Below are 26,244 nucleotides of genomic sequence, written 5' to 3'. Positions count from 1 at the left end.
GCGGCGGGCGCTCACAGCTCGTCCTCCGTCGGCAGTTCGTACACCCGCCGTACGCTGCTGCCCAGCCGGGCGATGTCCGCGCCGTAGACGTGGATCGAGATCGCCTTGCTCCCGCAGGCGTTCCACACCCTGTGGATATCTCCTGGCGGCGCGAACCCGCAGACCGAACCCTGCGGATTGACGACGTCCTTCTCGGCGACCAGCCGCGAGCTCAGCCCGTCCGGCACCAGCCGGTAGCGGCGCTCGTGCTCCTCGCCCTCGTGGACACCGGTCACGCACCAGGACACATGGTCATGGATCGAGGTGCGCTGGCCGGGCAGCCAGACCAGGGCGACGATCGAGAAGCTGCCGTCCGGTTCGGCGTGCAGGACGTGCTGGCGGTAGCGGTCGGCGTGACCCTCGCGCTGTTCGGGGGTGAGCAGGTCGTCCGCGCCGAGGAAGGGCGCGAGCCGCTCACCGACGAGGTAGGCGGTGACGTCCGGCGGCAGGCCGCGTCCGACGGCCTCGCGTACGCCGTCGACGAACGCGCCGAGGCGCGCCGTGACGCGGGAGACGGTGGGTTCGGTCGGCGTGGTGGTCATAACGGCAGCGTGCGGCCGCGCACTCCATCACGTCCAACGACGATTTCTTGGCGTCCTCTAAATTCTGCTTATGGATGACCCCTCCGGAGCACCGCCGGAATCGAGCGGGGATCGAGCGCGGGTCGAGCGGGAGCCGGGCGAGAATCAGGCGGCGGTCAGCAGCCGACCCGGTTCCCCGCCACCGTCTTCAGCTCCTCCAGCACCCGCGCCGTCGCCGGGATCTCCAGATGCTCCCGCAGCACGTACGCCGAGACCTGGCGCCGCGAGGCGGGGTCCAGGGCGCGGCCGGTCACCTTCTGGTGGCACAGGAACGACAGCACCAGACCCGGCATCATCGCGACCCCCAGCCCCGCCGCGACCATGCTCTGCACCACCAGGTTGTCATCGGTGGTGAAGGCGATATCGGGGGCGAAGCCCTGCTCGGCGCATTCGTGCAGGAAGTTGGCGCGACAGCGCAGACATCCGGCGATCCAGCGCTCCTCGCTGAGCTCGGCCAGCTTGACCGCGCGCCGCCGGGCCAGCGCATGGCCGGCCGGCAGCAGCACCGTGAGCTGGTCCTCCATCAGCGGGATCGCCACCAGGTCGGCGGGGACCTCCTCGTGCAGCCCGGGGTAGGTGAAGGCGAGCGTGATGTCGCACTCGCCGCGCACCACCCGCTCCAGCGACTCCGGCGGCTCGCCCTCCAGCAGCTCCACCCGCACCCCCGGATGACTGGCGGCGAGCCGGGACATGGCCTCGGGGATGAGGGTGGCGTTGGCACTGGGGAAGGCGCACACCCGCACCCGGCCCGAGCGCAGCCGGGTGATGGCGTTCATCTGCTGCTGGGCGGCGGAGATGCTGGACAGGATGGTGTCCGCGTGCCGGGCCAGGGTCTCCCCGGCCTCGGTGAGCCGCATCCCGCGGCCGACCCGGATGAACAGCGGGCTGCCGACGGCACGTTCGAGCGCCTTCATCTGCTGGGTGATGGCCGGCTGGGTATAGCCGAGGGCACGGGCGGCCGCCGAGTAGGAACCGGCGCTGACCACCTCGTGGAACGTCTTGATGTGCCGGGAATCGAACACCCTCGCATCATAGGCGGAAAACATAAGCACATATTGGGTCGGGAGAAGATCACCCCCACCATCGCTTTTGAGTCATGGATCACACCTGGCAGCCCGGCCCGGTTCTCAGCACTCCGTGAACGGAGTCCGCCCGGCGGTTGCGGGCCGTGCGCGCACAGTAGTTGGATGGTGCGCGTCCGTGACCGACGACGCTGGAGGACCCTCCCCGTGGCCGACGAGATCCGCACCGACATCCCGCATTCCGCGCGGATCTGGAACTACTGGATGGGCGGCAAGGACAACTACGAGATCGATCGTCAGGTCGGCGACGCCTCCCTGGAGATCGACCCCGACATCGGAGAGATGGCGACCGAGAGCCGCAAGTTCCTGATCCGCGCCGTCGAGCATCTGGCCGGCGAGGTCGGCATCCGGCAGTTCCTCGACATCGGCACGGGCCTGCCCACCATGCGGAACACCCACGAGGTGGCCCAGGACATCGCCCCCGACGCCCACGTCGTCTACGTCGACAACGACCCCCTGGTGCTGACCCACGCACGGGCCCTGCTGACCAGCGTGACCGACGAGGGTGTCACCACCTACGTGGAGGCCGACTTCAACGACCCCGAGCGCATCCTCGAGCAGGTCAGCGGCATCCTCGACCTCACCCGGCCGGTCGGCGTGATGTTCATGGGCGTGCTCGGACACGCCAGGACCCACGACGACCTGCTGCGCATCGTGAGGACGGTGCTGGCCGCGGTGCCCCCGGGCAGTCATCTGGTCCACTGGGACGGCACCACCGACAGCCCGTACTACGTGCGGATGTGCGAGGAGTACAGCAAGTCCGGCGGTGTGCCCTACATCCCGCGCGCACAGGACCAGCTGCGCACCGTCTTCGACGGGCTCGAGCTGCTCCAGCCGGGTTTCGGGAAGATCACGCACTGGCGCCGCCCCGATCCCGAGCTGGCCGGGGTGCGCGACATCGCCGCCTACGGCGGGGTCGCGCGCAAACCCTGACGGACTCCCCCGAGGCGATGACCGCTGTCACACGCCCCGGTGTCTTCGGGCTGAGCCGGGGCTCTTCGGGCAAGCTGACCTCTATGCCGCACTACACGTCGTACGACAACACCGAGCTCGCCTACCGCGTCCTGGAAGCCCGGGACGGCTCCGCGCGGCCACCGCTGATCTGCCTGGCCGGCGGGCCCGGGCGGGACGCCGCCTACCTGGGCGACCTCGGCGGGCTCGACGCGCAGCACACGCTGATCATCCCCGACAGCCGCGGCACCGGGGACTCCCCTCCGGCCACCGACCCCAGCGGCTACTCCTTCCCCGGGCTGGCCGAGGACCTGGAGGCGCTCCGCCGCCACCTGGGGCTGAACCGCTTCCCGCTGCTGGCGCACGACGCGGCGGCGGCCACGGCCCAGGCGTACGCGGCGGCACACCCCGAGCACCTCACCCATCTCGTCCTCGTCTGTCCGGGCGCCCGGCTCCAGGGCGAACTGCCCGAGGACGCCCGGGAGATCTTCGAATCGCGCGCGGACGAGCCGTGGTGGCAGGAGGCGTATGCCGCGGTGCAGCTGCTGCCCGACACCTCCGACTTCACCGAGGTGCGCAGGCTGCTGCTGCAGGCCGCCCCGATGGCGTACGGCCGCTGGGACGAACCCCAGCGGGCGCACGCCGCGGCCGAGGGCGAACAGCTCGGCCCGGTGCCGCGCGCGGGTTTCTGGCAGGGCGTCGACGAGGCGGGGCGCCGCGCGGTGCTGGCCCGGCTGCGCGAAGTCCCCTGCCCCGTGCTGACGGTGACCGGCGACCGGGACGCGGTGACCGGCGTACGCGCCGGGGAGCTGGTCGCGGAGTCCTTCCCCGACGGCCGGGCCCAGCCGCTGCACGGAGTGGGCCACTACCCGTGGGTGGACGAGCCGGACCTCTTCCGCCCGCTGGTCGAGGACTTCCTCGCGGGCCGCCCCGGCCGTCCGTGAACCACCGGCGGGGCCGGTCCCGGGCCCACTGTGAACGGGGCGTGTCAGTCGTATGGCAGCCCCGGCCGACGCGTTGATACCCCGCCGGACCCCGTCCTATCGTCGAAGCACAGCACGACACACCGGCCGTGTGCCCGAGTGGTTCAGGGGCTCGCCTGCAAAGCGAGTTACGTGGGTTCGAATCCCGCCACGGCCTCTAGGTCATTGACCAGGAAAAACGAAAGGGCGGCACCCCTCCGGGGGTGCCGCCCTTTCGGTCGTCCGTCTCACTTCTCGTCTCAGTTGGCCCGGCCGAGCCAGAATTTTCACCTCTCCGGACGCAGTGCCCTCTACCCTCCACATGTGGATCGCGACTGGATGCATGAGCAACTCGAATTCTTCGACCACCTAGTGACCCAGTACTGGAATGTCAAGTACACCAACGGCGATACGGCGGAAGAGCGGAAGAACCTGTTTGAAGCTGAGCCCACCGTCGTGAGGATCTTGCGCCGCCTGAACCCCGACATGCCGGACGTCGAGGTACTTGGGCAGAGCGATTGGGAGGATCTAACTACAAACGTTGACGAGGTCAGGCGCGGCATAGGCATCCTGACCGACATGGACGAGTGGAAGACGCGCCTGGCGCCAGATTCTCCGTCTCTTCCCGCCGATCGGCTCCACCCGTGGGTGTGGGATGCAGCACGTACCTTTTGGGAGTCCGCGCACTATCGAGCTGCTGTCCACGCCGCCGCCACGTCGATCAACGCCCACCTTCAGAACAAGCTTGGCCGACGCGACTTGTCGGACGCCAAGCTCATCCAGGAAGCCTTCAGCGACAAGGCGCCGGAGACGGGAAAGCCTCGGCTCCGGATACCAGGCGACCAAACAGATCCCGGAGTTCAGACACGGCAGCGTGGCGCCCTCCAACTCGGTCAGGGGGCGTACTTTGCGCTCCGGAACCCTGCCGCTCACGAGACGGGTGACTTGGCGCAACAGGAAGCCTTGGAGCAGCTAGCCACGTTCAGCGTGCTGGCACGACTGATCGACGGCTGCCAGGTAGTGACGCACGCCTGAGGGGGCAGGGTGGAGCCCTGCCCCCTCAGGGTCACTGGGCCGGTACGAGTGCGCCAGCAGCACCGTCGTCGTCCGGCCGGTCCGTCTCGGTCTTCCAGATCAGACCGTCTACCTGCCTCGCAACGTCCGCCCGCACGGCGTCCACCATGTGCTGATACCGGGCGGCCATAGCGGTGGTCGACCACCCCATGAGGCCCATAACGGCCCGCTCGGGAACACCGAGGATCAGCAGGACCGTGGCGGCCGTGTGGCGTGCGTCGTGCAGACGCCCGTCACGAACGCTCGCCTCTGCCAGAAGCGCCTTCCACTCGGCCCAGTCCTTCCGATGGGAAGAGATGCGGCCGTACTCGTCAGGGAACACCCACCCCCCTTCCTGCCAGCGCTTCCCGGCCGCCTCCCGTTCCGCATCCTGCGCCTTGCGGTGGGCGCGCAGCAGGTCAACGAGCTGTTCCGGGAGGCCGACCGCACGGCGGCCGGCACGTGACTTGGTGGTGGACGTCTCCGGGTTGCTGCGTCGCTTCTGCGGGCAGTACCCGGCCTTGCGCCCGCAGGGTTCCGCGCACCCGTGCGCGTACTGCGGGCGGTGGCGACTGCGGCGGACCATCAGGAACCCACCGTCAAGGTCTACGTCCTCCCATTTCAGGCCCAGCACTTCCCCCTGCCGTAGACCGAGGGCGAGGGCTACAGCCCAGCGTGCAGAGTTACGGTGCCGGGCGGCGGCCTTCAGCAGACGCTGCACCTCAGCCACGGTGTAGGGCTCAACCTCGTACTCGTCCACCTTCGGAGCCTTGGCCAGCAAGACCGGATTCTTCCCGAGATGGCCGCGCCGTACCGCCTCGTTGAGGGCAGCGCGAAGCGTGCGGTGCGCGTGGTGGGCCGTCGCGGGTTTGCTGCCGTTGGCCTGCATCTTCACGTAGAACGCTTCGATGTGCTCCGGCTTAAGCCTGTCGAGGCGATGGGCGCCCAGGCCGGGGATGAGGTGCTTCCGCACAGAGACGCCGTACCCCACCATCGTGTTGTCGTTGGCCGTGAGGGGCGCGACGTTCTCAATCCAGTGCGTCAGCCACGCCTTGACCGTCCAAGGCTTGCCCGGCTTGCGCACGGTCTTGGCATCGCGCTGCCTCTCCAGCTCCCGCACGGCTTCGGTGACCTCCGCACGGGTCTTCCGCTCGACATGACGCCGGTCCGGCTTGCCGTCGTCACGAACGCCGACGGTGACCCGGCCGTGCCACTTGCCGTCTTTGCCGAAGTAGATCGAGCTGCGGCCGTTCGGCTGTCGAGTGCGCTTCTCTTTCTCTGCCACAGGCAGACTCCTGTTCATGGTGTCGGGATGGAGACCGGGGCGGCGGGCTGTCCTGTCCGGGAGTGCCGCCGCCCCGGGCGTCGTCAAGCGACGCGTTGGGCCGCGCGCCGGCGGGCGAGGTACGCGGCCGGAGCGTCGGCGGGGACGCGGCGGAGTCGGCCGATGTCGATGGACTCCAGCTCTCCGGTGCGGATGAGCGCGAAGCAGGTGGTCCGGCCGATGCGGAGTCGGCGGGCTGCCTCTTCGACGGTGAGGAGAACAAGGGTGGGATCGTCGTCGGCGGGGGTCGTGAGGGTGTCGTGTTCGTCCACGGTCGCTCCAGCTCTGACTGTGTTCGCGGGTGGGGGTCCGCGTCTGTCCGAGGTGCGGATTTCTGCGTCACCGCGTCATCTGCGTCATTCAGGTCTCTGACCTGGGGTTTTGGGTGACGCAGAGGTTTCGGGGTGCGTCATCGGGTGACGCAGGCTTCCGTCACCGGGTGACGCGGGTGACGCGGGATGACGCAGCCACGGCCGCCCTGCGTCACCGCTGTAGTGGCAGTTCACGGGCCGTTTCGCACCCCGTGGTGACGCAGGTGACGCAGCGTCTCCCCTCTTAGGAAAAAGAGAGGGCGGGTGTCTGTTGTCGTGCTGGCCTTAAGGCGTGAAGAAGGAGCCGCTTCGCGGCGCGACCACCGGGGGCGGCAAGCCGCCGAACAGCAAGAAGAGCACCCCGCTGCGGCGCCTGGTGCTCTTCTTGCTTGTCCGACCGGTCAGAGCATCGGTTCTTGCTGCTGTGGTGGCGAAGTGGGGCGTCGGGTCATCTCGATGTAACGGCCCTCTTTGGTGCGGCCCCAGTCGACGACGACGCCCCGGGCCGCCAGGGTGGGCTGGAGACGCTTGAGGCGGTCTGAGAGGACCTTGCCGGTGGTCGGCCACCCCTTAGGCAACGGGCGGCAGTCCTCGCCGCTGTAGAGGCCCGTGAGGCAGTGCAGCCACTCGGAGGACGTCATCCGTGCCTCAACGCCCGCCGCGAGGCTGGAGGCGTGCTTGAGGACGGTCTGCGCGAGCAGGTCACCTTCGATGACGTCGTCATTGAGGTCATCCAGGCTGGTCCGGTAAGCGGCCAGTGCCCCAAGCCCCGTGGCGGCATCGAGCTGTGCGCACAGGTGGGCGAAGTCCGCCATGCGCAGGTCGGTGGGGATGTCCACCTCAGCCGCGCGGACCTGGACGGTGAGATCGAGCAGAGAGCCGAGAATCACGGGCAGGACCTCTTCGAACTCCGCCCACAGCTCCGCCTCCGTACGCCGGGTGCGGGGCCGCTCCAAACGGAGCGGCAGGAGACGTTCGGCCAGGTCGGGACGGATGACTCCGACGTCGATGCCGGTCAGCAGCAGGGGCCGCCGGTAGCGTGCGCGGACAACGTCGCCATCGGTGTAGAGGGCGCGTTTGATGGTCTCGGCCCCGGTGACGATGCAGCACATCAGGTCGGACAGGTCCGGTGCCAGGTGCGAGAGGTTGTCCAGCGCGGTGACCCAGCCGGCGGCCACGGCCGCGATCAGGTTCTCCTCATCCTTCGGCGCCCGGCGCAGGTCACCGCTCATCCCCTCAATGATCCGCACCAGCATCCGCCCGCCGGTGGACTTCCCCGCACCCTGGGGACCGGTGAGGAAGGGCGCGGGAACGGGCATGGAGGGCCCCAGACAGCCGATCAGCCAGGCCACGGCCAGGCACTCGGTCTCTGCGTTGGCGAAGTTGCACAGCCTCAGCAGGAGGTCGATGCCCTTGCCGTCGGTGTCCTTGGCGGGCAGGGGCAGTTCGCCGGTGAGCTGGGTGCGCCGCCAGCACACTTCCCTCGGGTCAGGGGTGACGATGTCCCACCCGGTCGGGTGGATGCGGACGGACTGCCCGTCGTCGCGGCCGAGGTCGAGCCACGTTGCACTATCGACCCCCGGGGCAACGCGGATCTGGACCGGTTGCACGTCCTGACTTAGCGCCAGGGCTTCGATCAGGTCCAGTGCTTCCTTCAGGGCGGTGCCGTTGAACACGCCGTGCCCATCGCGGAAGAGGCCGACCATGAGTTCCTGGCGGTGGCTGCCCGAGGTGCCCTGGGAGCGGATCGGGCGGGCCACGGGGTGGCCGTTCTTCTGCGCGTACACCATGCCGTCGGCGGTGCGGAAGTACCGGAAGTGCGCTTGCGCGTAGTCGGCGATGACGTCGCGGGCCGGGGTCTTGTCGTCGTCGGTCATGGTCACAGTCCCAACCGAGTTCGGGCATTGGCCCACGCATCGGCGCAGTGCCGCACGGTTTCGCCCTTGGCCTGCGCGGCGGCGAACAGCCGCTGCATGTGGGCGCCGGTGAGGCAGCCGCACCGGCCATGAGCGGACAGCACGGCGAGGAACGTCCCGTAGACGGTGGCGTGGACCGCGCTGGAGGCTTCAGTGATGCGCTGCTCTGCCATGGCGATCCCACGGTCCAGGTAGGCAGGCGTGCGGTGTCGGCACTCCCCGCCCCCGACCCGCACGGGCACACTCACGCTGTGCGGCGCGGGCCGTACCGTGGCAAGTTCCTTCTCGGCCAGCGCGCGGACGACGTCCGGCAGGGTGGTCATGGTGCCGGTGCCGGGGCCGAGCCATCGGGCGTAGGACATGGACGACTTGATGTCGACACCGGGCCGGACCGCGTTGGACGACCGCATGGCGCCCCGGTAGATCCAGTGCTCACCACGTGTCGTCAGCACGGTCCGCGTGGCCGGCAGGGCCTCACGCGCCCACTCGACGGCCGCCGCGTTGTCCAGGTCCACCACGGTCAGCCCGGCCCCACCGGGGTGGTAGGCGACGGCCACGGCCTGACGCCATGCCGGGGCCCACATCGGCGAGGTGAGCGCGTGCGGGTCGGCGGTCGCTGCTGCCCACCCATGGCAAGGGGCCGGGCACCGGCAGGGACCCGCGGCCTTCATGTTCGGCCGGTCTCCACAGCCGCTGTCCTTGCAGGTGCGGCAGTTGCCGAACGGGGTCTTGCCTTGCCGTAGGGGCAGCACCGGAACACCGGCCGCCGCCAGAGCGAGGGCGGTGCGCAGGTGCCTGGACGTCGCGGTCATGCCGCCACCCCCATCGTCGTGGTGGCGGCGAGGTAGGCGCGGCCGATCCACTCGGCGTAGGAGGGCGGGATGGCCTCCGTCAGTTCCTCGCGGACGTCGGTCCACGTGATGCCCATGGCTTGCTGAAGTTCGGGGATGCTCGGCTTGCCGCCGCCGTTGCCGTAGGCGGCGACGTAAGGGCCGTCGAAGTACTCACCGTGCCGCCACCCGCGCACCCGGCCCCGGTGGGGGACGTGCGCCGGCCGCTCGGCGATCCATCCGCCCAACTCGAAGTTGCGGTGACGGATGACCCCGAGACCGAACATCTCGCCGCACAGCGTGAGGTCTTTGCGGATCTTCGCGCGCCCGTTGGGCTGCTCGATCACGTACGGCAGCCCGGTGCGGTCCAAGAGTTCGCGGGTGGACGCCACCAGGTCAACATGGGCACGACCCCACCCCTGAGAAGCGTTGGTGCCCACGGTCAGCGCGCATCCGTGCTGGCACGGCGGGGACGCGTGAACGAACGCGTACCGCTTGATCTCTCCGGATTCGATCAGGGCGGCGAGGTAGGCGAGGGCGTCACCCTGGTGCCAGGGGAAGGGGTAGTTCGGCCGGTGGGCGATGTCACAGCCGTCCACGGCGAACCCGGCCAGGGCGTACCCCATGGCGGCACCGCCGGCGCACGAGAACAGATCCAGTAGACGCGGCCGGGAGTCGACTCGCGGGATCGTGATGGGTTGGGCCATGCTGTGGGTCTCCTGTTCTGCTTCGTCGGGATACGGAGACCGAGGGCGGCGGGCTGTCCTTGTCCGGGAGTGCCGCCGCCCTCGGGCGTAGCTAGAAGGGCGGTTCGTTGCTGTAGCCGCCGGGGCCCCACGGGTCGCTGCCACTGCTTCGCCGGTGCAGCCACCGGGGCAGACGCGGCAGCGGGAGCAGGAGCATGCGCCACTGGCTCCAGCACTCGCAGGGCTCCCAGTCGGTGCCCGCGTACTCGCCGGTCTCGTAGTCGCCGTAGTCGTGAGGGATGCCGCCTACGCCTTCGCAGTTGCGGCAGTCGGGGTCGGGGGTATCGGCCAGGACCAGCGCGTTGCGGGGCAGCGCGGTGCGCTGGATACGGAGTCGCAGCACGGAGATCCCTTCTCAGCCGTAGAAGCGGTTGCGCTTGATGACGGCCTTGCGGATGTTGACCGTCGTTCCGCCGCTCCGGCCACGGCCGGCGCCGAGAACCTGCACCGCGATCCAGCCGCCGAAGATGACGGCGGCGAGGATGATGAGTTGATGGATGAGCGCGGCGAGCGCGGCGATGAACGTGGTCAGCAGCACAAGCCCGCCGCAGATGGCGGCGAACCCGATGCCGCCGAGCGCGATGTTCACCGCCGCGCGGGAGATGACCGGCTTGGCCGCGACCGGTTCCGGCTTGGCCGGCTCGATGGCGTAGCCGGTGATGACCCGGCCGTCCGGGAGGACGACGCTCGTCACGGCCGGAACGCTGCCCGGCTGCACGGGCACGATCGGCGCCGTGTGCGCGGGCGGTATCGGGGCGGGGTGGTGGACTTCCACGGCCGCCGGCGGGTGGTACTCGGTGGGTCCGGTCATGTCCTGGTCTCCCTTCTAGCGGCCAATGCCGGCGAGGGCGCCGGTGATGGCGGTCACGAGCTGGTTGACGTTGTCGCTGGCGCCGGTGCCGGCGAGGTAGAAGCCGAAGAGCGCGGCGGCGACGGCCGCGCCGGCGCCCAGCGCCCGGAAGCGCAGCAGCAGCGCGAGGACGACGGCGAGCAGCAGGACGAGCGGGATGGTGATGACCACGGGCCCTCCCGGGGTGGTCAGCGGGTGCCGGCGCGGTAGGTGCGCGCGGCGCGGTTGTAGATCCAGCGGCCGACGCGTATGCGCTTGCCGGTTGCCTGGCAGCGGCGGCAGTCCTTGCCGCGCTTGAGTCGTCCCTTGCGGTCGGTCTTGAAGCCGTGGCCCATGCCGGCGCACTTGCGACAGTCCCCGAACGGGCTGAGCCAGCACTTGACGCTGTAACCGAGCGTGATGGTGAGCAGGAAGGCGGTAGCGAGGACGGCAAGGCTCATCAGGGGCCTCTCAGGGCGGGTTTGATGGGTTTCCGCAGGTGGGCCGCTAGAAGCTAGCGACCTGATCAGGGGCGGTTTGGGTCGCTAGCAGGGTTGCTACCGGTAGCGACCCCTGCCGCTACCGGTAGCAGTCCGTGAGACCTATCCGGCGTCCCTCTTCTTGTTGCGCTCCGTAATCGCCGTGGCGATGTCGTCGCGCTTGATGCCGCGCTTGTTGAGCTGTTCGCCATCGACGCGGCGGCTGATCTGAACCGTGCCGATACCGAACGGCTTGAGCGCGTTGGAGAGCGCTTCGGCCTTGGGCTTGGGCTCCAACTCCGCCCATGCGCCGTAGACCTCGGGGCGCAGGTCGGCGAGGCGATCCACGATGGTCTCAGACCACACCTTGGCCTCACCCTTGCCGAGCACGGCCGCCACATCGTCCAGGATCGTGGCCGACGCCTCCGGGGCCGGAGCCTCGCCAGCCGCATCACCGGACAGCGTGCCCTCGGCCTCACGCAGCGCGGCGGCGCGGGTCAGGATGCGCTCAGCGTCGCGGCCGTCGGCGAGGTACGTCCGGACGATGCCGGAGTCGTCCGACATGCCTTTGAGCAGGCCAACGCCCTTGTGGGACTTCAGCAGCTTGGACGCGTCCAGACCCTCGCTGTAGGACCCGGCACCAAGGATGGTGTCCGAGACCTGGTAGGCGCCCACCCGCAGCGCGAACCGAGCCTGATGCTGGTCACGCAGCTCCGAGGGGCACGCCTTGTCGTCCGGCTTCTGCGTCGAGGTCATCACCGAGACACCGACCGCCGGGGCGACGCGGGCGAGGTAGACCAGCAGAGACAGGATCTCCTTGCCGTGCTCGGGGTGCTGCAAGTACTCCTGCACCTCGTCCACCACGAACAGCGTCAGGGGCATGTTCAGCTTCTTGTCCCTGCTGATCTCCGGGGTGAGCTTGCCCTCGGGGCAGATGTGCAGCGGCAGTTCCGAGAGCCGGTGGTACCGGTCCTCGACATCCGCCTTCAGCTCACGCAACGAGGTCAGCAGGTGAACGACCGGATCGAACCCGTTCTTCGGGACGATGCCGAACCCGATTCGGTGCGCGACCAGCACGAACTTGCGCCAGTCCGGCGACGCCTTCCCGTCGAACACGTACAGCCTGACGTACGGGTCCAGCGCGGCAGCGAGGGCGATGGTGCGCGCGGAGAACGTCTTGCCCTGCCGGGGCACGGCGCCGACCAGCAGCGACAGCCACAGCATGGTGGCCATGACCGGGTTTCCCCGCTCGTCCACGCCCCACGGGAACGGCTTCCAGAAGTCCACCCGCGTCGCTCCCAGCAACGGCGACTTGCCGGAGGGAACGGCGAGCGGGTCACGGTCGGCGATCCACATCGACACCCGCCGCGCGCTCGTCTCGTCCTTGTCCAGGAAGAGCTGAGTGGGGGCGATGTCGATGCCGGACGCGAGACGTTCGTGGGCGTTGACCGCGTCCGCGAACGTCTTGCCGTACGGCAGGTCGACCACCACACGCCAGCCGTCACCGTCCCGGCCGATCGGCCGCGGGAAGGCGATGCCCTGGTCTTTCATGGTCAGCCGTGCCGCCTCAAAGGCGCGGGTGATGATGTCCGAGGACAGCCGCCGCTTGCGGAAGGTCACCTTGGCCAGGTCGATGAGCGGCCGATCCGCCGGCGCCCCGACCACACCCAGCGTCGTCGTCAGAGCGGCGACGGACAGCAGGAGCAGCCACGACGGCGCCATGACGTACAGGGTCAGCGCGGCGGCGAGACCGATGAACGCACCGATCGTCGCGACGACGCCCCGCAGCCTGACCCGGTCATTGCGCTGCCGGGACAGCTTCAGGTACTCGCCCGCGTCCTCCGACGCCACGGCGGCGAGCCGCAGGGACTTGCCTTCCGCGTCGAACACCCACCGCCCGATCGCGGCTGACCACCGCCACGCACCGCGCGGCGAGTAGACGACGACCTTGGGGGTGTAGACGAGCGGCAGCCGCACCGCGTGGTAGCCGACCACGGCGGAGTAGTGGCGTACCGCCCACTTCCGGACGGCCGTGCGCTGGTCGGGCAGCTTCACCCAGTCCGGCAGCACCGGCATCCGGGCCTTGTCCTTGGCCTCCATCCACTCCGCCACCGAGGGCGGGTAGACCTCGCGGGGCGGGTCGACCGGGGCGCCCTCGGTCACGTCGCCGGCCTCGGGGTCGTCGGTGTCGGGAAGTTCGGCTTCCCACTCCCCCGGCTTGACCTCGCCCTCAGCGGGCGCGGTCGCCGGGTCGGTCTTCTTCTTGAGCGGGAACGGCAGCACTTCGGCCGTCCGCTCCTCGGCGCCCTCGGGCTCGTCCGGGGGCGGGAACGCGGTGGTTTCCGTCACGATGTATCTGCTCCTTCGCGGGAGTCGAAGGGTCCGGCCGGCTTGCTGTGGAAGGTGGGCGGCCGGACCCGGGTTCGGGTGGTTCAGGCAGCGCGCTGTTCCTCGGGATAGGCGCAGGTCACGCATACGCCGAGCGAGGTGGGGATGCAGTAACCGGCGTCCGTGCGGCACTGGGGGCAGGTGCGGCGGGCGGTCATCGCCTTGTCCAGCGCGGCCCGCTTGCCCGGGGTCATCGGGCGCACCCGCTTGGCCAGGTCCAGGCGGTACAGGTAGGCCACCAGGGCGCAGGACTTCCGGCGGCGGGAGCGACGCATCACCTGGGCCGCTATCGGCTGACCACCGGGACGTAGGCCACGGGCCCGTAACTGCCGGCGGGTCGCAAGACCGTCCGGCGCCAGCCGCCACGGGTACGTGGGGACGCCCCAGGTGGTGCCGGTGGGGTCGTAGCACTTGCCGAAGGCCGGCGACATCAGGCCGCAGTCCCCTCGACCTGGTCGGCGTCGCGCTCGGCACGCTCAGCAAGGAGGGTGTCCCGCAGCATCCGCGCGTTCGCGGGCGAGGTGCGGATCTCGCGACGGATGCCCTCGGCGGTGATGTGCTTGTCCGGCCAATCGGCCGTCGCGGTACGTGCCTCATCGAGCAACTGGGCCCGCGTCCGCTTCGGCCGGGGCGACCGTGCCGCCTCGGGAACCCGACCAGTCGCCCGACGGGAACGGGGGGAGTCGGCCGCCACCGCCCGCCGCTTGCTCGACTCGACCGGCGCCAGATCGGACTTGGTCGACTCGACCGGCGGTGCGATGGCCGGGACGGGCTTGAGCGGGAGGGTCGACTTTCCGCAGTCGACCGGCACCGGATCGGGCACCGGCAGCCGCGTCAGCGCGACGGGCGCCGGGGTCGATTCCGGCAGGTCAGCCGTAGACCGATTCCTCTCGGTCTCGGTAGATTCCTCCGCATTTGTGATCGGTGCGGGTGCGGGGTCGGTGCCGCCGAACATCGAGCCGAGCGCGGCATCCGCACCGGCGGTGATCCGGTCGCGCTGGACATTCAGCAGCCTCGATCCGAGTGCGGCATCGCCGACCCCGACCTTGCGGGCCAGGCGCCATGACTTGCGCTCCGACCACCACTTGATCCGATTGCTCGGGTGGTGTGCGGCGCGGGCGCGGTGGTAGGCGAGGGCCTGGACGATGTCGGCGGTGCGCCGCTCGTTCTCCGCGTCGCGACCGTCGGTGTGGACGACGATCCGGCGGGCGAGGAACGCCATACCTTCCGCCGACACCGACATGCCCATCGGGGTCAGCGCGTAGATCACGGTCCGCCCCAGGTCCGGCGCGGCCATGGCGCCCATAACGGCGGCGGCGGCCGGCAGCGCCCACAGACCGAACCGCACCACGCGCGGCGAGGACTGCCCCAGCATGGTCAGCCCCAACAGCACCAGCGCCAGAACGGCCGTGGCGCCCTCACCGGCACCGAGCGCACCGAGCGCGGTCCCCGTGCCATAGGCGTGCCCGATGTTGCTGTAAGTCCCGATCCCGCCGACAACGCCCGTGGCGAGCATCGGCACGAACGCAGCCGTCAGCACCCCGACCTGAACCTTGCTCAGCGGCTTCCGCGCGGTCGTCTCAGTCATGCCGCTTCCCCCGTCCCCGACCGGTAGGTGCGGGCGGCGCGCAGGAACGGCACCGTGCGGGTCAGCGCGTCGGCGTATAGGGCGTCCCAACCGGCGATCTCGTCACCGGCCTCGCCCATCGCGCGCAGGTCGGCGAGGATGTCACCGGCCGCGTCCTCACGGGCGCGCCGCTCCTCGGCCGTCTCGGGCTCCAGCGGGCCACGGAACAGGTCGACGTCGATACCGAGCGCCAGTTCCGCGAACTCCGAATCGGTGTGGGCCTCCTGGCCAGCGACGAAGGTGCGCATGCGCATGATGGTTCTCTCCTCGTTCTAAAAGCGTCGGGAAGGGCGCGGGGCGGTCGGCTGTCCTTGTCCGGGAGTGCGACCGCCCCGCGAACGGGGGCAGATGGTGAAGGGTGCGGAGTGGGTGCTAGCTGACCTGGACGGAGCCGCTGGTCACCCGGCGGCGGACGTTCAGGTGAACCGCGCCGGTGATGCGTGCGCAGCCAGACGTGGGGGCCACCGTGAGACGGCCGGTGGCCTGCGGCGTCGCAGCCATCCGGACGTTGCCGGAAGTGAGGTTCAGCCTCGCGCTGCTGCCGCTGTAGGCGCCAATGTCGAGGTTGCCGGAGGTGAGGTTGACGTCCAGCGGGCCGGTCACGTTGCCGACCATGACGCTGCCGCTGGTGACCGTCGCCTCCAGGTCGCCGACCCGCTCAGCGGTCAGGTTGCCAGAGGTGCCGTCGTATTCCAGCCGCGCCAGTGCGCCCCTGACGGCGGTGTTGGCGGTGTGCGTGCTGATCAGCGCCACGGACCCGGCGGGCAGGTGGATTTCGGCGGTGATCGGCGTGACCACGTCGTCGGCCGGACCAGTGGCGGTGACCTCGCGGCCGTTGATGAAGACCTTGCCGCCGCCATGGGGGCCGGTGATGTGGACGTTGCCGCCCACGATCTGTACGCCGTTGCCGCCGGAGAACGTCATAGTGCTGCCGCCCATGCGGATGGTGGTGCCGCCGCTCATACCGCCGACCACGTCCGGGACTCGGACGCGGAGGTTCTGCCCGTTGAGGCTGACGGCGGTGTCGCGGATCGCGTCAGCCGACGGACCCGAAGCGGCGTCGGTCTTCAAGACCACCTGCGCCTGCTTCAGCGTGGGGTCGACGGCGACGCGGATGCTGCCGGCGTTCATCGCCAGGTCCAGGGCGATCGGGCCGATGACGTTCACGGGGATGGTGCGCTCGGTCATGGAAGGACTCCTGACTGCGTCGGGATGGGAGACCAGGCGCGGCGGGCTGTCCTTGTCCGGGAGTGCCGCCGCACCGGGAATGAGGGCCAACACCGCAAGAGACGGCAGGCCAAGCGCCCCGGGCGGGATCTGATCCCGCGCCCTCTCGGCTGCATACCGGGGCTGAGGTAGAGGAGTACGAGGAGTTCACCGGGAGCCGTCGCCACGGCCACCCGGCCCCGACCCTCGAACTGTCGGGGCGCCCTATTCGCACTGCTCGGCGCCAGCAGAACGACCGCGAACCAGGCAGGCTCCCCAACAGGAATCCGGCACCGGAAACGGCCGTCGACGGTCATCACCCGGCCGTCGCGGGGACGGGGCCAGGCCCCGCCAAGTTCAAAGCACTCTGTTGAGTTCTCAAGGAACGGGCGCTTCCTTCGAGTCCCTTCCGGGGACTCTCCGGGCGTCGTTTCGCTGCAGTACCTGTTTTACAGGTACTGCATGGGGGCCCGTCAAGTACGGTGGCGGACTCCCTTGGTGTCGCGCCGGGAACTTCTTGGCGCACAATCAGAATCGCCGCAGGTCAGGGGAGTTAGTTACCCCCTCCCTGGAAACCTCAGGGACATCTGGCTACGGTCATGAAGTCCTAGATGTCCCGCCGGGGGGTGCAGATGTCCAACGAGCGCCTGAGGTCAGCTCTGTTGGCGCGCGGCATGACCGTGCAGAGCTTGGCTGAAGAGATCAGCGTCAACCCGAAGACGGTCGAACGCTGGATCTCGCAAGGGAAGGTGCCGTACCGGCGGCACCAGTACGCGACTGCCGCAGCGCTAAAGGTCGACGTCACTACGCTGTGGGATGACGGCCGCACGCTGGAGAGCGCAACGGACCTGACAAAGGCGGAGATTGTGGCCGTCTATCCACACCGTCACACGGTGCCGCCGGGTCTGTGGCGCGAGATGTACGCGCGGGCCGACAGGAACCTTGACGTTCTCGTCTACTCAGGGCTCTTCCTGTCGGAGAACCCCCAATTCCACGACCTCCTGAAGCAGAAGGTCGAGGGGACGACTCAGGTGCGCATCCTGCTGGGGGACCCAGGCTGTGAAGCTGTTCGGCAGCGCGGCATCGATGAAGGCCACCGGGTCATGGATGGCAAGATCCGGAATGCGTTGGTGAACTACCGGCCTCTCTTCAAGAGTCACCCGGAGGTCAGCGTCCGGCTGCACGCCACGACGCTCTACAACTCCATCTACCGATCCGATGACGAAATGCTGGTCAACCCGCACGTCTACGGCATCGGCGCATACATGGCACCCGTCTTCCACCTGCGGCGCATGCCAGGCGGCGGCCTGTTCGACATGTACGCGAATAGCATCGAACAGACCTGGGGAGGCGCTCGCCAGGTCACAGACAGCGACATCACGGGAGCCTGACGATGGGACGCATTGACTACCTGCACGACCCGGACGCTCCGCCAGCCAACTCGGTCGTGCCCTCCGTCGTGGCGTTCGTCCAGAACGACATAGGGCAGGTCCTCATGATCCAGCGGTCAGACAACGGGCGCTGGGCACTGCCAGGTGGGGGGCACGACCCAGGCGAGTCCATCAGCGACACCGTGGTGCGCGAAGTCTGGGAAGAGACCGGCATCAAGGCCGAAGTCCTCGACGTGTCCGGGATTTACACCGACCCGGGGCACGTGATGCAGTACGACGACGGAGAGGTCCGCCAGCAGTTCAGCATCTGCTTCCGCGCTCGGCCGATCGGCGGCGAGACTCGTACGAGCAACGAAACGACCCAGGTCCGCTGGGTTGACCCAGCGGACCTGTCGAAGCTGGATGTGCACCCCACGATGCAGCTCCGCATCCAGCACGCCATGGACCGGACGCGGACGACCCCCTACATCGGCTGACGCTTGGCGGCAGTGACCCGCTCAAGCACACGTGCCGCACTCGCGCAGATCTCCGGCTCGGCGCGACGGATGAACTGGCCGATCAGACTGTCCGGCCCATAGCGGCCGGCAATCTCGTTGACCCGGTCCACAGGGTTCGTCGGTTCGCCGTCCGGCGTCGTGTTCATGTCGCAGTAGCAGAGCGCGTCATTCAGCTGCGCGGTTTCGCGCGGGAACTCACCCTGCAACTCCTCATGTAGGCCCCGCGCTTCGGCCTCCATCCATGCACAGGAATGGTGAGCAACAAGGTTCACGACGCGTTCGTCAGCGTGGGCGATGTCGCGGAGGTAGCGGGCGCCATCGAGCGGGTGGAAGCCGGTCTTGGCAAGGTCCGGCGCATAGCCGATGTCGTGCAGGACAGCAGCGGCTTCCAGTAGCTCCGCATCCCGCCCGAGGATGGGCGCGATGGTACGCGCCCGTTCGGCGACCCCCAGCGAGTGCTTCCAGCGGCGCGGTAGCGGCTCCGCAAGCAGGGACTCAGCCAAGGGGTAGGCCCACTCCGTCAGCTCCGACAACCTACGAACGCTCCTCTCGAATCGGCAGGGCGCGGACTGTCCGCACCCTGCCCTGCCCTCCACTTGCCAGCACGCCCGCGGCTTCCAACTTGTCGAGAGCCTTGGTCACGGTGGGGCGTGAGACTCCGAACCGTTCGGCCAGAGCAGACGCACTGGGGAACGCTGCCCCGACCGTCAAACCTTCCTCCACGATCACGTGCGCGATGCGCTCTTCCAACGGGCGGCGGCCAGTCCGCTCACCTGCCCGTACGACACGCCAACGCCCGCCCGGCACCGGTTCGGCGACGCCATCCCTGTGGAGAACCGTAAAGGCACGGAGGGCGACTCCACGCGAGATCTTGTACTCGCTCATGAGTTCAGCCGCAGACGGAAGCTCCGTCATGGCTGGGTCCGCCTCGACTCGCGCCTTCACTGCATCGGCGATCTTCAGGAAGGTCCCCCGAGGACTGGCCTGCTGCGACACTCGTTCTCCCTCTCTGCTCACCCGTGTAGAACCTTAAGAGTCGCATGTCTGGCGGGCACAGCATCCGTACACGAATGAACGGTGGTGATCGCGGTCGGATCATGCTCTGCCCAGTACCCACAGCCTGACAGGAGGGGACAAGCTTGCCGGACGCTCACCGAAGAGGCGCTGAGGGCGGGTACTGACGTCATAAGATAGGAAGCCAGTACCTTCATGTCGCCTCTAATGATTTAGTCCTGTCTCATGGAGATTGTTGCGGGGCCTGGTGGGCGTCTGGTTCTTCCCCTGGTGGACGTGACACCTGTGTCCGAGCCGCCCAGCGCACGTTTCGCGAGCCCTCGATGCACTGCGCCTGCAGTCGTGCCCGCACTGCCAGCCGGACACGGTCCGCGTTGGAGTCAGCACACACCTCCGACGCAGGGCGCGTCGCGAGGTGGACCCGATACTCCTGTGCAGGTCAGGGGCGGCGCGGAGTCTCAACGGTGCAAGAGCCTCCGAGTCACGTGCAGTTGAGTGCTCATTAGAACAGAGGAATCTTCAAGTGCTGTGCCGCGTCGAGGGAGTATGGTGGCCCCCGCAAGGGCGCTCGCTCTTGCGCAGTTTCTAGGGCACTTGCTCTAGGAAGCCCAAGGAGAAAACCAAATATGGCTCGACGAGTCCAGGTCCCGGTCCACGCAGTAAAGAACCTCATTCGTCAGGCGTACGAAGCTGGTGGCCCTTACCAGTGGGCGCGAGAGGCGTGGCGCAACTCTGAGGAGAGCGGCGCCTCAGTCATCCATTTCGGGATTGAGGAACAAGCTGCACGCAATAAGGGTGTTCTTCGACGCACTATCATGGATAACGGATCGGGAATGATCCCCGATGACCTTCTGGTCTTCCTGTCTTCCTTCGGCGGGGGTGGTAAGCCGATCGGCGTCGATGGCAACTTCGGTCAGGGATTTAAGTCTTCGGTCCTTCCCTGGAATCCCTACGGTGTCGTCGTCATCAGCTACACCGAGCAGACGCCCGATGGCGCCATGGTCTGGATCCACCGCGAGGGCGACAGCTACACGTTCAAGGAATGGGACGTCCATGATGAGGACGGGATGTATCTCGGCCGCGACGACGTCATGCTCCCGTACGCGGACGAGGCGCACGGCTGTCACTGGGGAGAGATCCGTCCCGACTGGATGAAGACCGGGACGATCATGGTGCTCCTGGGCGCTTCCGCGGAGAGCGACACCTGGGAGGGGGACCCTGACTCTGCTCGGCACGAGTCCGTGGACGGACTCGTGCGCTACCTCAACGGTCGCGTCATCGAGGTTCCGGAGCGGCAGGGCAAGCCGCTGGAGACAACGGTCATCGATCTCTATCGCAAGGGTGAGACGGGGCGTCGGGAGACCAAGGACAAGACGGTCGAGCTGCCTGATGGGACGTCGATGGTGTGGCGCCCCAGGCGTGTTTATGGCCTACGGCACTACATTCCCGAGACGCACCTGACAGGCTCGGTCCAGGTCGACGACCACGGGACGGTCGCCGAGTGGTTTTATGTTCCCGAGCCTGACGCTCCGGTGAAGGGAACCAACGACTACATCGCCCAGCGACCCGTTGTGGTGGTCGACTACCAGGGCGAGGCATACCACTCGGACCACACCAAGCACCGGTATCGGCAGTTCGGTATCACTGACGAGATCAAGGGCCGTACATGGGTGATCCTGCATCCGCCTGTGTTCAGTGACAGTCGGCCGACTCAGTGGGGTGTGCTCACCCAGGCTTCCAGGCACATTCTCATCCCCAAAGGGGGCGGCGAACTCCCGTGGGATGCGTGGGGTGATCGATTCTTCGCGGACTTCCCGGAACCGCTCAAGAAGGTTCTGGACGACATTCGCAGCCAGAGTGCAGCACGTGCAGACGCGTCGATGGGCAAGAACATTGCGCGCATCCTGGACCGGCTGAACGCTCGTTTCAAGGCCTCGCGTCTCACCACGTCAGCCGCCGGGCGGATCCTCGGCGTCCCGGCCGGAACAGCCGTCGCAGGGCGCCGCGAGGGCACGTCTTCGAGGCGTTCGGGAGGAGGTGGCGTCGCAGGTCGAGGCCCCTCGGTCCCCCAGCAAGTGTTGCAGCCGGCACGGGGCGGATCGCTGACTGGCGCCACCACTGCTACACGCGGTGGCTATCCGGCGTTCGTCTGGGACTCCTTTGACGTAGAGGAGGCCAAGTACCTCGCGCGTTACGTACAGAACGAAACGCGTGAGATCGACGGCCTGGAGCACCGTGGAGTGGTGTACCTCAATTCCGATCATCCCGTGTTCCAACAGGAGTTCACTTACTGGGCGAACGAGGTTTGGCCCAAGCCTGACTCCTCGCAAGTGCATGGACTGGTCCAGCGCGTGTACGGCGAGGAGGCCGTCGCGCACGTCGTGCACGCTCAGAACCTCAACGGCACACTCGTGGCGCGCACGGAGTCCGGTGAGTCCGTCGCCATCGGCAAGGATGACGTCAGCGAGCTACTCACGCCTCAGGCGCTGTCGGCAGCCCTGCTTGGACTCGTGAACGTGGAGCAGCGGATTCTGACTCAGGGCGGGGGTCTCTTCGGCGGCAAGGCGAACGCCCGTTAGCGAGTGCCCCCAAAGGGGCGTGCGCTGAGCAGGACCGGCGTCATAGAGCGCCGGTCCTGCTGGAGCCGCTATTTGTTCGGCCCGTCCCGTCTCAGTTTCCGTCTCGTACATCAACGTACGCGGCCGTCCGGAGCCGTTCAGCCTACCTCTGTGGGCGCAACATCCGTACGGAACTGAACGGGTGCGAACGCTCCCGGACCAAGCCCTGACTAGTCCGGACAAACCTGCAAAGCGAGTTACGTGGGTTCGAATCCCGCCACGGCCTCCGACAGCCCGCGGGACGGGCTCCCGGACCACGGGCTCCCGTCCGCCTGGCCGATCCACAGCTCCATGAGCTCCGGGTTGTACGTGGACAGCAGGTGGTACGGCCGGGCCGCGGCGATCAGGAGGTCCCGCGAGCCCATGCCCCGGTCCCGGGCGTGCAGTTCCAGGTCCCCGTCCTCGACTTCCCACCGTTCGCCGAGGTGGGCCGAGACACGGCTCGCCGACAGGGTGTGGACGTCGAAGGCGGGCTGGGTCCGCTGTGCGTGGCCGTTCACCGACCGTGCCGCGGTCACCAGCTTCGCCGCCGCCGGGAAGACCGGCCGCCGGCGCAGCGCTTCCAGTGCCAGATGGTCCGCGGGGGCTCCGGGCGTGAGCTGGAAGCTCCGCACGAGAAAGCGGCCGAGCTGGTCCGTCAGCGGATGTGCGGCCCGCTCCGCCGGGGTCAGCCACAGATCGAGGAAGGCCAGGTCCCCGGGCTCGCCCGTCCGGTGGTCCGGGATGACGTGGCGATGCCGCGCGTGCTCCAGCGCCCCGTCGAGGAGTGCTCCCGCGGGCCTGGTCCGGCAGGTGGCGGCGCACTCCCGGACCAGGTGGCCGAGGACCAGGTCCCGGTAGAAGTCCGGGTAGTCGCGGGCGAAGAGCTGGCACATCCGCAACACGCTCATCTCGGCGGCCTCGCCGTCCCCGGTCGCGACGGACCGGGCCAGCAACTGCCAGCGGTGCACATAGAGCGTGGGTGCGACGTCCGGGGCGGGCGAATGGCCCGTGGGCTCCTCCGCGTGGCTCCCGTCGGCCGTGCGCAGTGCGTGGACCAGTCGCAGCGCGTCGTCACGTTTGAGGTCGACGGCCCGGGTGGTGCACAGATGCCGGAGCGCCTCGACCCGAGCGGGCGGTGTCCCGGTCTCGCGGGCGAGCCGGAGGAGCGCCGGGTAGGAGCGCAGACGGTACGGCCGCCGTGCCAGGGCGGCGATGAGGCGGTCGGCGGTGGGGGCGTCGAGAATCCCCTCCCGCACGCCCAGGCGCAGGGTCGCCCGGATGTTGACGAGCGCTTCGGAGAGGGGCCGGTAGCCCTCGTCCGCCGGGCCGTGCACCATGGCCACCTCGTCGTCGGCCGTCAGCCGGCCGTCACGGTAGTCGCGGTAGACGCGGCCCACTCCGCGCATGCCGAAGGTGTCGAGTTCGGCCGCGCGCAGGGCGCCCATGCTGGCGGCTCCGAGGACCGTCACACCACGTTGGAGCAGCGTGAGGATCTCCTTGTGCCGGACGGCCCGGGTCTGGCGGAAGTAGCCGTCGGCGATGCCGACGACGTCTCCGCGCCCGGGGGCGAGTTCCAGCAGGTCCCCCGCGGCCGCCGGCGGCAGGACGGTGATGCCGTCGGCGGCGGGCAGGTCGGCGGCGTCCGGCAGGCTGGGGCCGATCAGGAGGTACCGGTTCATGAGGTGAACGCCGTCTCGTGGCCGAGCCCGGGGCAGACCACCCGTACGACGGGGATGCCCAACTCCGGCCGGGTGTGGTCCGCGACCAGCGGGGCCCGTCCGGTCACGGAGAGGACGCTCGCGACGGTGGTGCGCAGGTCGTCCGCGAGGGATGCGTTACGGACGGAGGCGATGTCGTCGTAGGTGACCCCACCGGCCTCCGGAGGAGGTGTGGAAGGTCCGGACCACTCGGCGGCGGCGCGCCGGTAGGCGCCCGTGGTGAGGTCGTCCCGGGACCCGGCGATCTGGGTGGCGCGCGACTGCGCGGCTTCGGTCAGGGCGCGGCACAGGGCGACGTCACGGTCGAGATGGGCCCCGGCACCGGCGAAGAGCACCGGGAACTCCTCGCTCCAGATGGTGGCCAGGAAGCAGGCGACCCCGGTGGGCGAGGGAAGCACCTCGACCCGGACCTCGACCGCGGCCGCCTCCATGAGCTCCAGCGGTTCCCGGGCCGGGCCGTCCACGGTGGTCAGGTCCAGGGCCGGTGAGGTGCCTGTCCCGGCGCGGGTCAGACAGTCGCGTTCGATGACCTCGTAGAGGCCGTGGAGTGCCGCTTCGGCGACGGTGTTCCCAGCGGCCAGCCCATTGCTGTTCTGGACGAACAGGGGCGGCATCCAGGTGTCGCGCACCCGGCCGTCCAGGCGCAGCAGCTCGGTTGGCAGGAAGGTGTCAGCGCCGTCGTCCAGGCGGCGTGCCGCCGTCCATTCGAGCTCCACGCCGGGCCAGAGATGGTGGCGGGGCTCCAGGGGCAGATCCCGGACGCGATAGCCGCAGATCCGCTCCATGTCGGCGACGGTCGCGGTCACTTCGCCGGGATCCAGGCGCTCGGCGTGCCAGGACTCGATCGATTCCATGGCGGCGGAGATCCTGGCGAGCTCGTGGGTGAGCCCCTTGCCCTGGCTGACCGATATCGTCCGGGAGCCGGGGCGGATGGCCTGGTGGACCGGTATGCCGATCTCGTCGAGCCAGGTGACATCGGCGAGCCGGGTGATGCCGACGACCGGCAGCAGTGGCTCGATCCGGCGCAGCGTTTCGGCGGGGGCCAGCACGCGGTGGGTACCGGACACACGGGCTTTGCGGGTGTCGTCCGGCGAGAGGACGGTGTGCGCGAGCACTCCGCCCTCTCCCGGTACGGTGTCGGCCACGCCGCGTTCGGCGTGGCCGACGGGGGCCGTGGAGCTCACTCCTGGACCGTCAGACGCCCTGGACGTCGGCGGGCTCAAGGCCGTCGTCGTCCTTCAGGTGAACGTTCCAGCCGGTGTCCCGGCTCACCGGCTTGAGCGTGCGGAGGTCCTGCTCCTCACGGAGTTCGGCCGCGGTGGGAAACTTCAGATTCATCTTCCAACCCTTCGCTGCGGAAAGACTTTTCGACGAGATCCAGCCGGTCCCAGGACCGTCAGACGACCTGCACGTCGGCGGGCTCAAGGCCGTCGTCGTCCTTGAGCTGGACGGACCAGCAGGTGTCCCGGCTCACCGGCTTGAGCGTGCCGAGGTCGTGCTCCTCACGGAGTTCGGCCGCGGTGGGAAACTTCAGATTCATCATTCAACCCCTCGCCGTAGAACGCCATTTCGAAGAAATCTAGCCGGATCCTGCCCACGCCATAAGATCTTGTCCAGTTGTTGCAGGGGCGGGCCACGGCGCTCACCGTTCCGGCTCCGCGGCCACGAGGACGATCTGCTTGTCCTGGCCGTGCTCGAACAGGCGCACCCGAAGCCCGCAGCGTGTCAGCTGATCGGCCACCGCCGCGCTGTCGTGGTAGAGGTAGCGCCAGACCAGCACGGTGTCGCCCGGCTCGAACGACACCGTCCTCCGGTCCGGTCCGACATCGAAGGTCACGGCGACCGGCTCCAGGAACCGTGCCCGGACGAACACTTCGCTGCGCTCGCGGTCGAACCCGGTTTCGGTGACGTACCAGGAGCGGTCCACACCGATCAGATCCAGTCCCGCCAGTTGCTGCGGCTTGTACGGGCCGCCCACGCTGACCTCGTCCATGAACGGGGGCCGGTCGACACCGGTGTCGATGCGCAGGGTCAGCAGCAGCACGTCCCGGTCGCCCATGGCGCTCCGTACATGGCGCAGGAACCGCGCCGGGTCGGCGAAGTTGTACACCGTCGCACCGGCCAGCACGACGAAGCGGACCGGATCGGCGCCACCGTGGCCGGATATCCGCCCGGCGCTGAGGACCCGGGCGAGATCGGGTCCGGTGAAGTCGCCCTGGCCCAGCTCGAAGCCCTCGGCGTGACCGGGGAAGTCGGCCCGCAGGTTCCGCCTGGCCAGTTCGAGGATCTCGGCGCTGATGTCCATGGCGCGATAACCGGCCAGGCGGTCGGCGTCCAGCAGGTGGCGGATCAGACCGCGGATGGGACGCGTCGTTCCCGGCCCGAGATCGACGATCTCCACCGCCGATGACGCCGGGGCGAGGGTGAGGAGTTGCCCGGCATGACGCGTGATGATCGTGTCGAGCTCGCCCAGCCTCGGCGCGGCGTCGGGGTCGGACGATTCCTCGCCCTCCCGCCACATCTCGCTCCCGTCGCCGAGGTAGGTCAGCTCGTACGGGAACTCGGCCCGGTCGCTGAGCGAGTCGACGAGGGCGGCCACCTGTGCCGCGGAGCAGAGACGGGGGAAGTCTTCGCGCGGCGTCACCGCGTGCTGTCGTGTACCCATGACGCAGAGTAGATCGCCAGCCATCCCTACCGGTC

29 protein-coding genes and 1 tRNA gene are annotated in these 26,244 nt (G+C 68.7%); 7 read left to right on the top strand and 23 right to left on the bottom strand.

The window, feature by feature from the left end; all coding sequences use genetic code 11:
* Window positions 1-11: 11 nt before the first annotated feature.
* Both AC07FT_RS18460 and AC07FT_RS18455 read right to left on the bottom strand, forming a co-directional pair.
* Complete coding sequence (locus AC07FT_RS18460; RefSeq protein WP_479177111.1) at window positions 12-581, bottom strand: cysteine dioxygenase family protein; 570 nt, start codon at window positions 579-581, stop codon at window positions 12-14.
* A 155-nt stretch (window positions 582-736) separates the two neighbouring features.
* Complete coding sequence (locus AC07FT_RS18455) at window positions 737-1,642, bottom strand: LysR family transcriptional regulator (RefSeq protein ID WP_479177110.1); 906 nt, start codon at window positions 1,640-1,642, stop codon at window positions 737-739.
* Between the two features lie 165 nt (window positions 1,643-1,807).
* Here AC07FT_RS18455 and AC07FT_RS18450 point away from each other — a divergent pair, with 165 nt between their 5' ends.
* From AC07FT_RS18450 to AC07FT_RS18435, 4 genes are all read left to right on the top strand, one after another.
* Entirely contained in the window at window positions 1,808-2,635 is an 828-nt protein-coding gene (locus AC07FT_RS18450; protein ID WP_479177109.1) for an SAM-dependent methyltransferase, read from the top strand.
* An 83-nt stretch (window positions 2,636-2,718) separates the two neighbouring features.
* On the top strand, window positions 2,719-3,597 hold the full coding sequence (locus tag AC07FT_RS18445) for an alpha/beta fold hydrolase (protein WP_479177205.1): 879 nt from the start codon (window positions 2,719-2,721) through the stop codon (window positions 3,595-3,597).
* 124 nt (window positions 3,598-3,721) lie between these two features.
* Window positions 3,722-3,793 (top strand) — tRNA-Cys (locus AC07FT_RS18440).
* A gap of 146 nt (window positions 3,794-3,939) precedes the next feature.
* A complete protein-coding gene (locus AC07FT_RS18435) occupies window positions 3,940-4,650 on the top strand; it encodes a TIGR02391 family protein (RefSeq protein WP_479177108.1) in 711 nt (236 codons plus the stop codon).
* 31 nt (window positions 4,651-4,681) lie between these two features.
* Here the strand turns inward: AC07FT_RS18435 and AC07FT_RS18430 are convergent, their stop codons facing one another.
* The 14 genes from AC07FT_RS18430 to AC07FT_RS18365 all read right to left on the bottom strand — a co-directional run bounded on the left by AC07FT_RS18430 (window position 4,682) and on the right by AC07FT_RS18365 (window position 16,306).
* The gene (locus tag AC07FT_RS18430; protein ID WP_479177107.1) at window positions 4,682-5,953 is read right to left on the bottom strand and encodes a tyrosine-type recombinase/integrase; all 1,272 of its coding nucleotides are present in this window, start codon (window positions 5,951-5,953) and stop codon (window positions 4,682-4,684) included.
* 83 nt (window positions 5,954-6,036) lie between these two features.
* Entirely contained in the window at window positions 6,037-6,264 is a 228-nt protein-coding gene (locus tag AC07FT_RS18425) for a helix-turn-helix domain-containing protein (protein WP_479177106.1), read from the bottom strand.
* A gap of 440 nt (window positions 6,265-6,704) precedes the next feature.
* A complete protein-coding gene (locus AC07FT_RS18420) occupies window positions 6,705-8,180 on the bottom strand; it encodes an ATP-binding protein (RefSeq protein ID WP_479177105.1) in 1,476 nt (491 codons plus the stop codon).
* Window positions 8,181-8,182: 2 nt separating this feature from the next.
* Window positions 8,183-9,031 (bottom strand): bifunctional DNA primase/polymerase, encoded by an 849-nt coding sequence (locus AC07FT_RS18415; RefSeq protein WP_479177104.1) that lies wholly within the window; start codon window positions 9,029-9,031, stop codon window positions 8,183-8,185.
* Window positions 9,028-9,756, bottom strand: coding sequence for a DNA methylase (locus AC07FT_RS18410; RefSeq protein ID WP_479177103.1), 729 nt, complete (start codon window positions 9,754-9,756; stop codon window positions 9,028-9,030). Before AC07FT_RS18410 ends, AC07FT_RS18415 begins: the two co-directional genes overlap by 4 nt.
* A gap of 91 nt (window positions 9,757-9,847) precedes the next feature.
* The gene (locus AC07FT_RS18405) at window positions 9,848-10,138 is read right to left on the bottom strand and encodes a hypothetical protein (protein ID WP_479177102.1); all 291 of its coding nucleotides are present in this window, start codon (window positions 10,136-10,138) and stop codon (window positions 9,848-9,850) included.
* Between the two features lie 12 nt (window positions 10,139-10,150).
* Complete coding sequence (locus AC07FT_RS18400; RefSeq protein WP_479177101.1) at window positions 10,151-10,606, bottom strand: hypothetical protein; 456 nt, start codon at window positions 10,604-10,606, stop codon at window positions 10,151-10,153.
* Between the two features lie 15 nt (window positions 10,607-10,621).
* A complete protein-coding gene (locus AC07FT_RS18395; RefSeq protein ID WP_383162980.1) occupies window positions 10,622-10,816 on the bottom strand; it encodes a hypothetical protein in 195 nt (64 codons plus the stop codon).
* A 17-nt stretch (window positions 10,817-10,833) separates the two neighbouring features.
* Window positions 10,834-11,085, bottom strand: coding sequence for a hypothetical protein (locus tag AC07FT_RS18390; protein ID WP_383162981.1), 252 nt, complete (start codon window positions 11,083-11,085; stop codon window positions 10,834-10,836).
* 141 nt (window positions 11,086-11,226) lie between these two features.
* Complete coding sequence (locus AC07FT_RS18385; RefSeq protein WP_479177100.1) at window positions 11,227-13,452, bottom strand: cell division protein FtsK; 2,226 nt, start codon at window positions 13,450-13,452, stop codon at window positions 11,227-11,229.
* An 83-nt stretch (window positions 13,453-13,535) separates the two neighbouring features.
* Window positions 13,536-13,922 (bottom strand): RRQRL motif-containing zinc-binding protein, encoded by a 387-nt coding sequence (locus AC07FT_RS18380; protein WP_479177099.1) that lies wholly within the window; start codon window positions 13,920-13,922, stop codon window positions 13,536-13,538.
* Window positions 13,922-15,079 carry a conjugal transfer protein gene (locus AC07FT_RS18375; RefSeq protein WP_479177098.1) on the bottom strand — a complete coding sequence of 386 codons (1,158 nt, stop codon included), beginning with the start codon at window positions 15,077-15,079 and terminating at the stop codon, window positions 13,922-13,924. The genes AC07FT_RS18380 and AC07FT_RS18375 overlap by 1 nt, the downstream gene beginning before the upstream one ends.
* The gene (locus tag AC07FT_RS18370; RefSeq protein ID WP_479177204.1) at window positions 15,076-15,366 is read right to left on the bottom strand and encodes a hypothetical protein; all 291 of its coding nucleotides are present in this window, start codon (window positions 15,364-15,366) and stop codon (window positions 15,076-15,078) included. Before AC07FT_RS18370 ends, AC07FT_RS18375 begins: the two co-directional genes overlap by 4 nt.
* A gap of 124 nt (window positions 15,367-15,490) precedes the next feature.
* Window positions 15,491-16,306, bottom strand: coding sequence for a DUF4097 family beta strand repeat-containing protein (locus tag AC07FT_RS18365; RefSeq protein ID WP_479177097.1), 816 nt, complete (start codon window positions 16,304-16,306; stop codon window positions 15,491-15,493).
* 650 nt (window positions 16,307-16,956) lie between these two features.
* Here AC07FT_RS18365 and AC07FT_RS18360 point away from each other — a divergent pair.
* On the top strand, window positions 16,957-17,715 hold the full coding sequence (locus tag AC07FT_RS18360; protein ID WP_479177096.1) for a helix-turn-helix domain-containing protein: 759 nt from the start codon (window positions 16,957-16,959) through the stop codon (window positions 17,713-17,715).
* A gap of 2 nt (window positions 17,716-17,717) precedes the next feature.
* Window positions 17,718-18,191, top strand: a complete 474-nt coding sequence (locus tag AC07FT_RS18355) for an NUDIX domain-containing protein (RefSeq protein ID WP_479177095.1) — start codon at window positions 17,718-17,720, stop codon at window positions 18,189-18,191.
* Here AC07FT_RS18355 and AC07FT_RS18350 read toward each other — a convergent pair.
* Together AC07FT_RS18350 and AC07FT_RS18345 are read right to left on the bottom strand one after the other, a co-directional pair.
* Window positions 18,179-18,745: an HD domain-containing protein gene (locus AC07FT_RS18350; RefSeq protein WP_479177094.1), complete on the bottom strand. Its 567-nt coding sequence runs from the start codon at window positions 18,743-18,745 to the stop codon at window positions 18,179-18,181. The two genes, AC07FT_RS18355 and AC07FT_RS18350, sit on opposite strands and share 13 nt — an antisense overlap.
* A gap of 1 nt (window position 18,746) precedes the next feature.
* Window positions 18,747-19,208 carry a GntR family transcriptional regulator gene (locus tag AC07FT_RS18345; RefSeq protein WP_479177093.1) on the bottom strand — a complete coding sequence of 154 codons (462 nt, stop codon included), beginning with the start codon at window positions 19,206-19,208 and terminating at the stop codon, window positions 18,747-18,749.
* Between the two features lie 851 nt (window positions 19,209-20,059).
* Between AC07FT_RS18345 and AC07FT_RS18340 the strand changes: the two genes are divergently transcribed.
* Window positions 20,060-21,805 carry a hypothetical protein gene (locus tag AC07FT_RS18340; RefSeq protein WP_479177092.1) on the top strand — a complete coding sequence of 582 codons (1,746 nt, stop codon included), beginning with the start codon at window positions 20,060-20,062 and terminating at the stop codon, window positions 21,803-21,805.
* 236 nt (window positions 21,806-22,041) lie between these two features.
* Here AC07FT_RS18340 and AC07FT_RS18335 read toward each other — a convergent pair whose 3' ends face one another.
* The 5 genes from AC07FT_RS18335 to AC07FT_RS18315 all read right to left on the bottom strand — a co-directional run bounded on the left by AC07FT_RS18335 (window position 22,042) and on the right by AC07FT_RS18315 (window position 26,209).
* Window positions 22,042-23,505: a TfuA-like protein gene (locus AC07FT_RS18335; RefSeq protein ID WP_479177091.1), complete on the bottom strand. Its 1,464-nt coding sequence runs from the start codon at window positions 23,503-23,505 to the stop codon at window positions 22,042-22,044.
* Window positions 23,502-24,728 (bottom strand): YcaO-like family protein, encoded by a 1,227-nt coding sequence (locus AC07FT_RS18330; RefSeq protein WP_479177090.1) that lies wholly within the window; start codon window positions 24,726-24,728, stop codon window positions 23,502-23,504. The genes AC07FT_RS18335 and AC07FT_RS18330 overlap by 4 nt, the downstream gene beginning before the upstream one ends.
* A 10-nt stretch (window positions 24,729-24,738) precedes the next feature.
* Window positions 24,739-24,882, bottom strand: a complete 144-nt coding sequence (locus AC07FT_RS18325) for a hypothetical protein (RefSeq protein WP_479177089.1) — start codon at window positions 24,880-24,882, stop codon at window positions 24,739-24,741.
* Window positions 24,883-24,940: 58 nt separating this feature from the next.
* On the bottom strand, window positions 24,941-25,084 hold the full coding sequence (locus tag AC07FT_RS18320) for a hypothetical protein (RefSeq protein ID WP_479177088.1): 144 nt from the start codon (window positions 25,082-25,084) through the stop codon (window positions 24,941-24,943).
* 102 nt (window positions 25,085-25,186) lie between these two features.
* On the bottom strand, window positions 25,187-26,209 hold the full coding sequence (locus AC07FT_RS18315; protein WP_479177087.1) for an L-histidine N(alpha)-methyltransferase: 1,023 nt from the start codon (window positions 26,207-26,209) through the stop codon (window positions 25,187-25,189).
* Window positions 26,210-26,244: the final 35 nt, after the last annotated feature.

The organism is Streptomyces sp. NPDC045899, from assembly GCF_056431485.1.
Note: the sequence above shows the minus strand (reverse complement) of the source record. Positions and strands in the feature narration are given on the sequence as shown.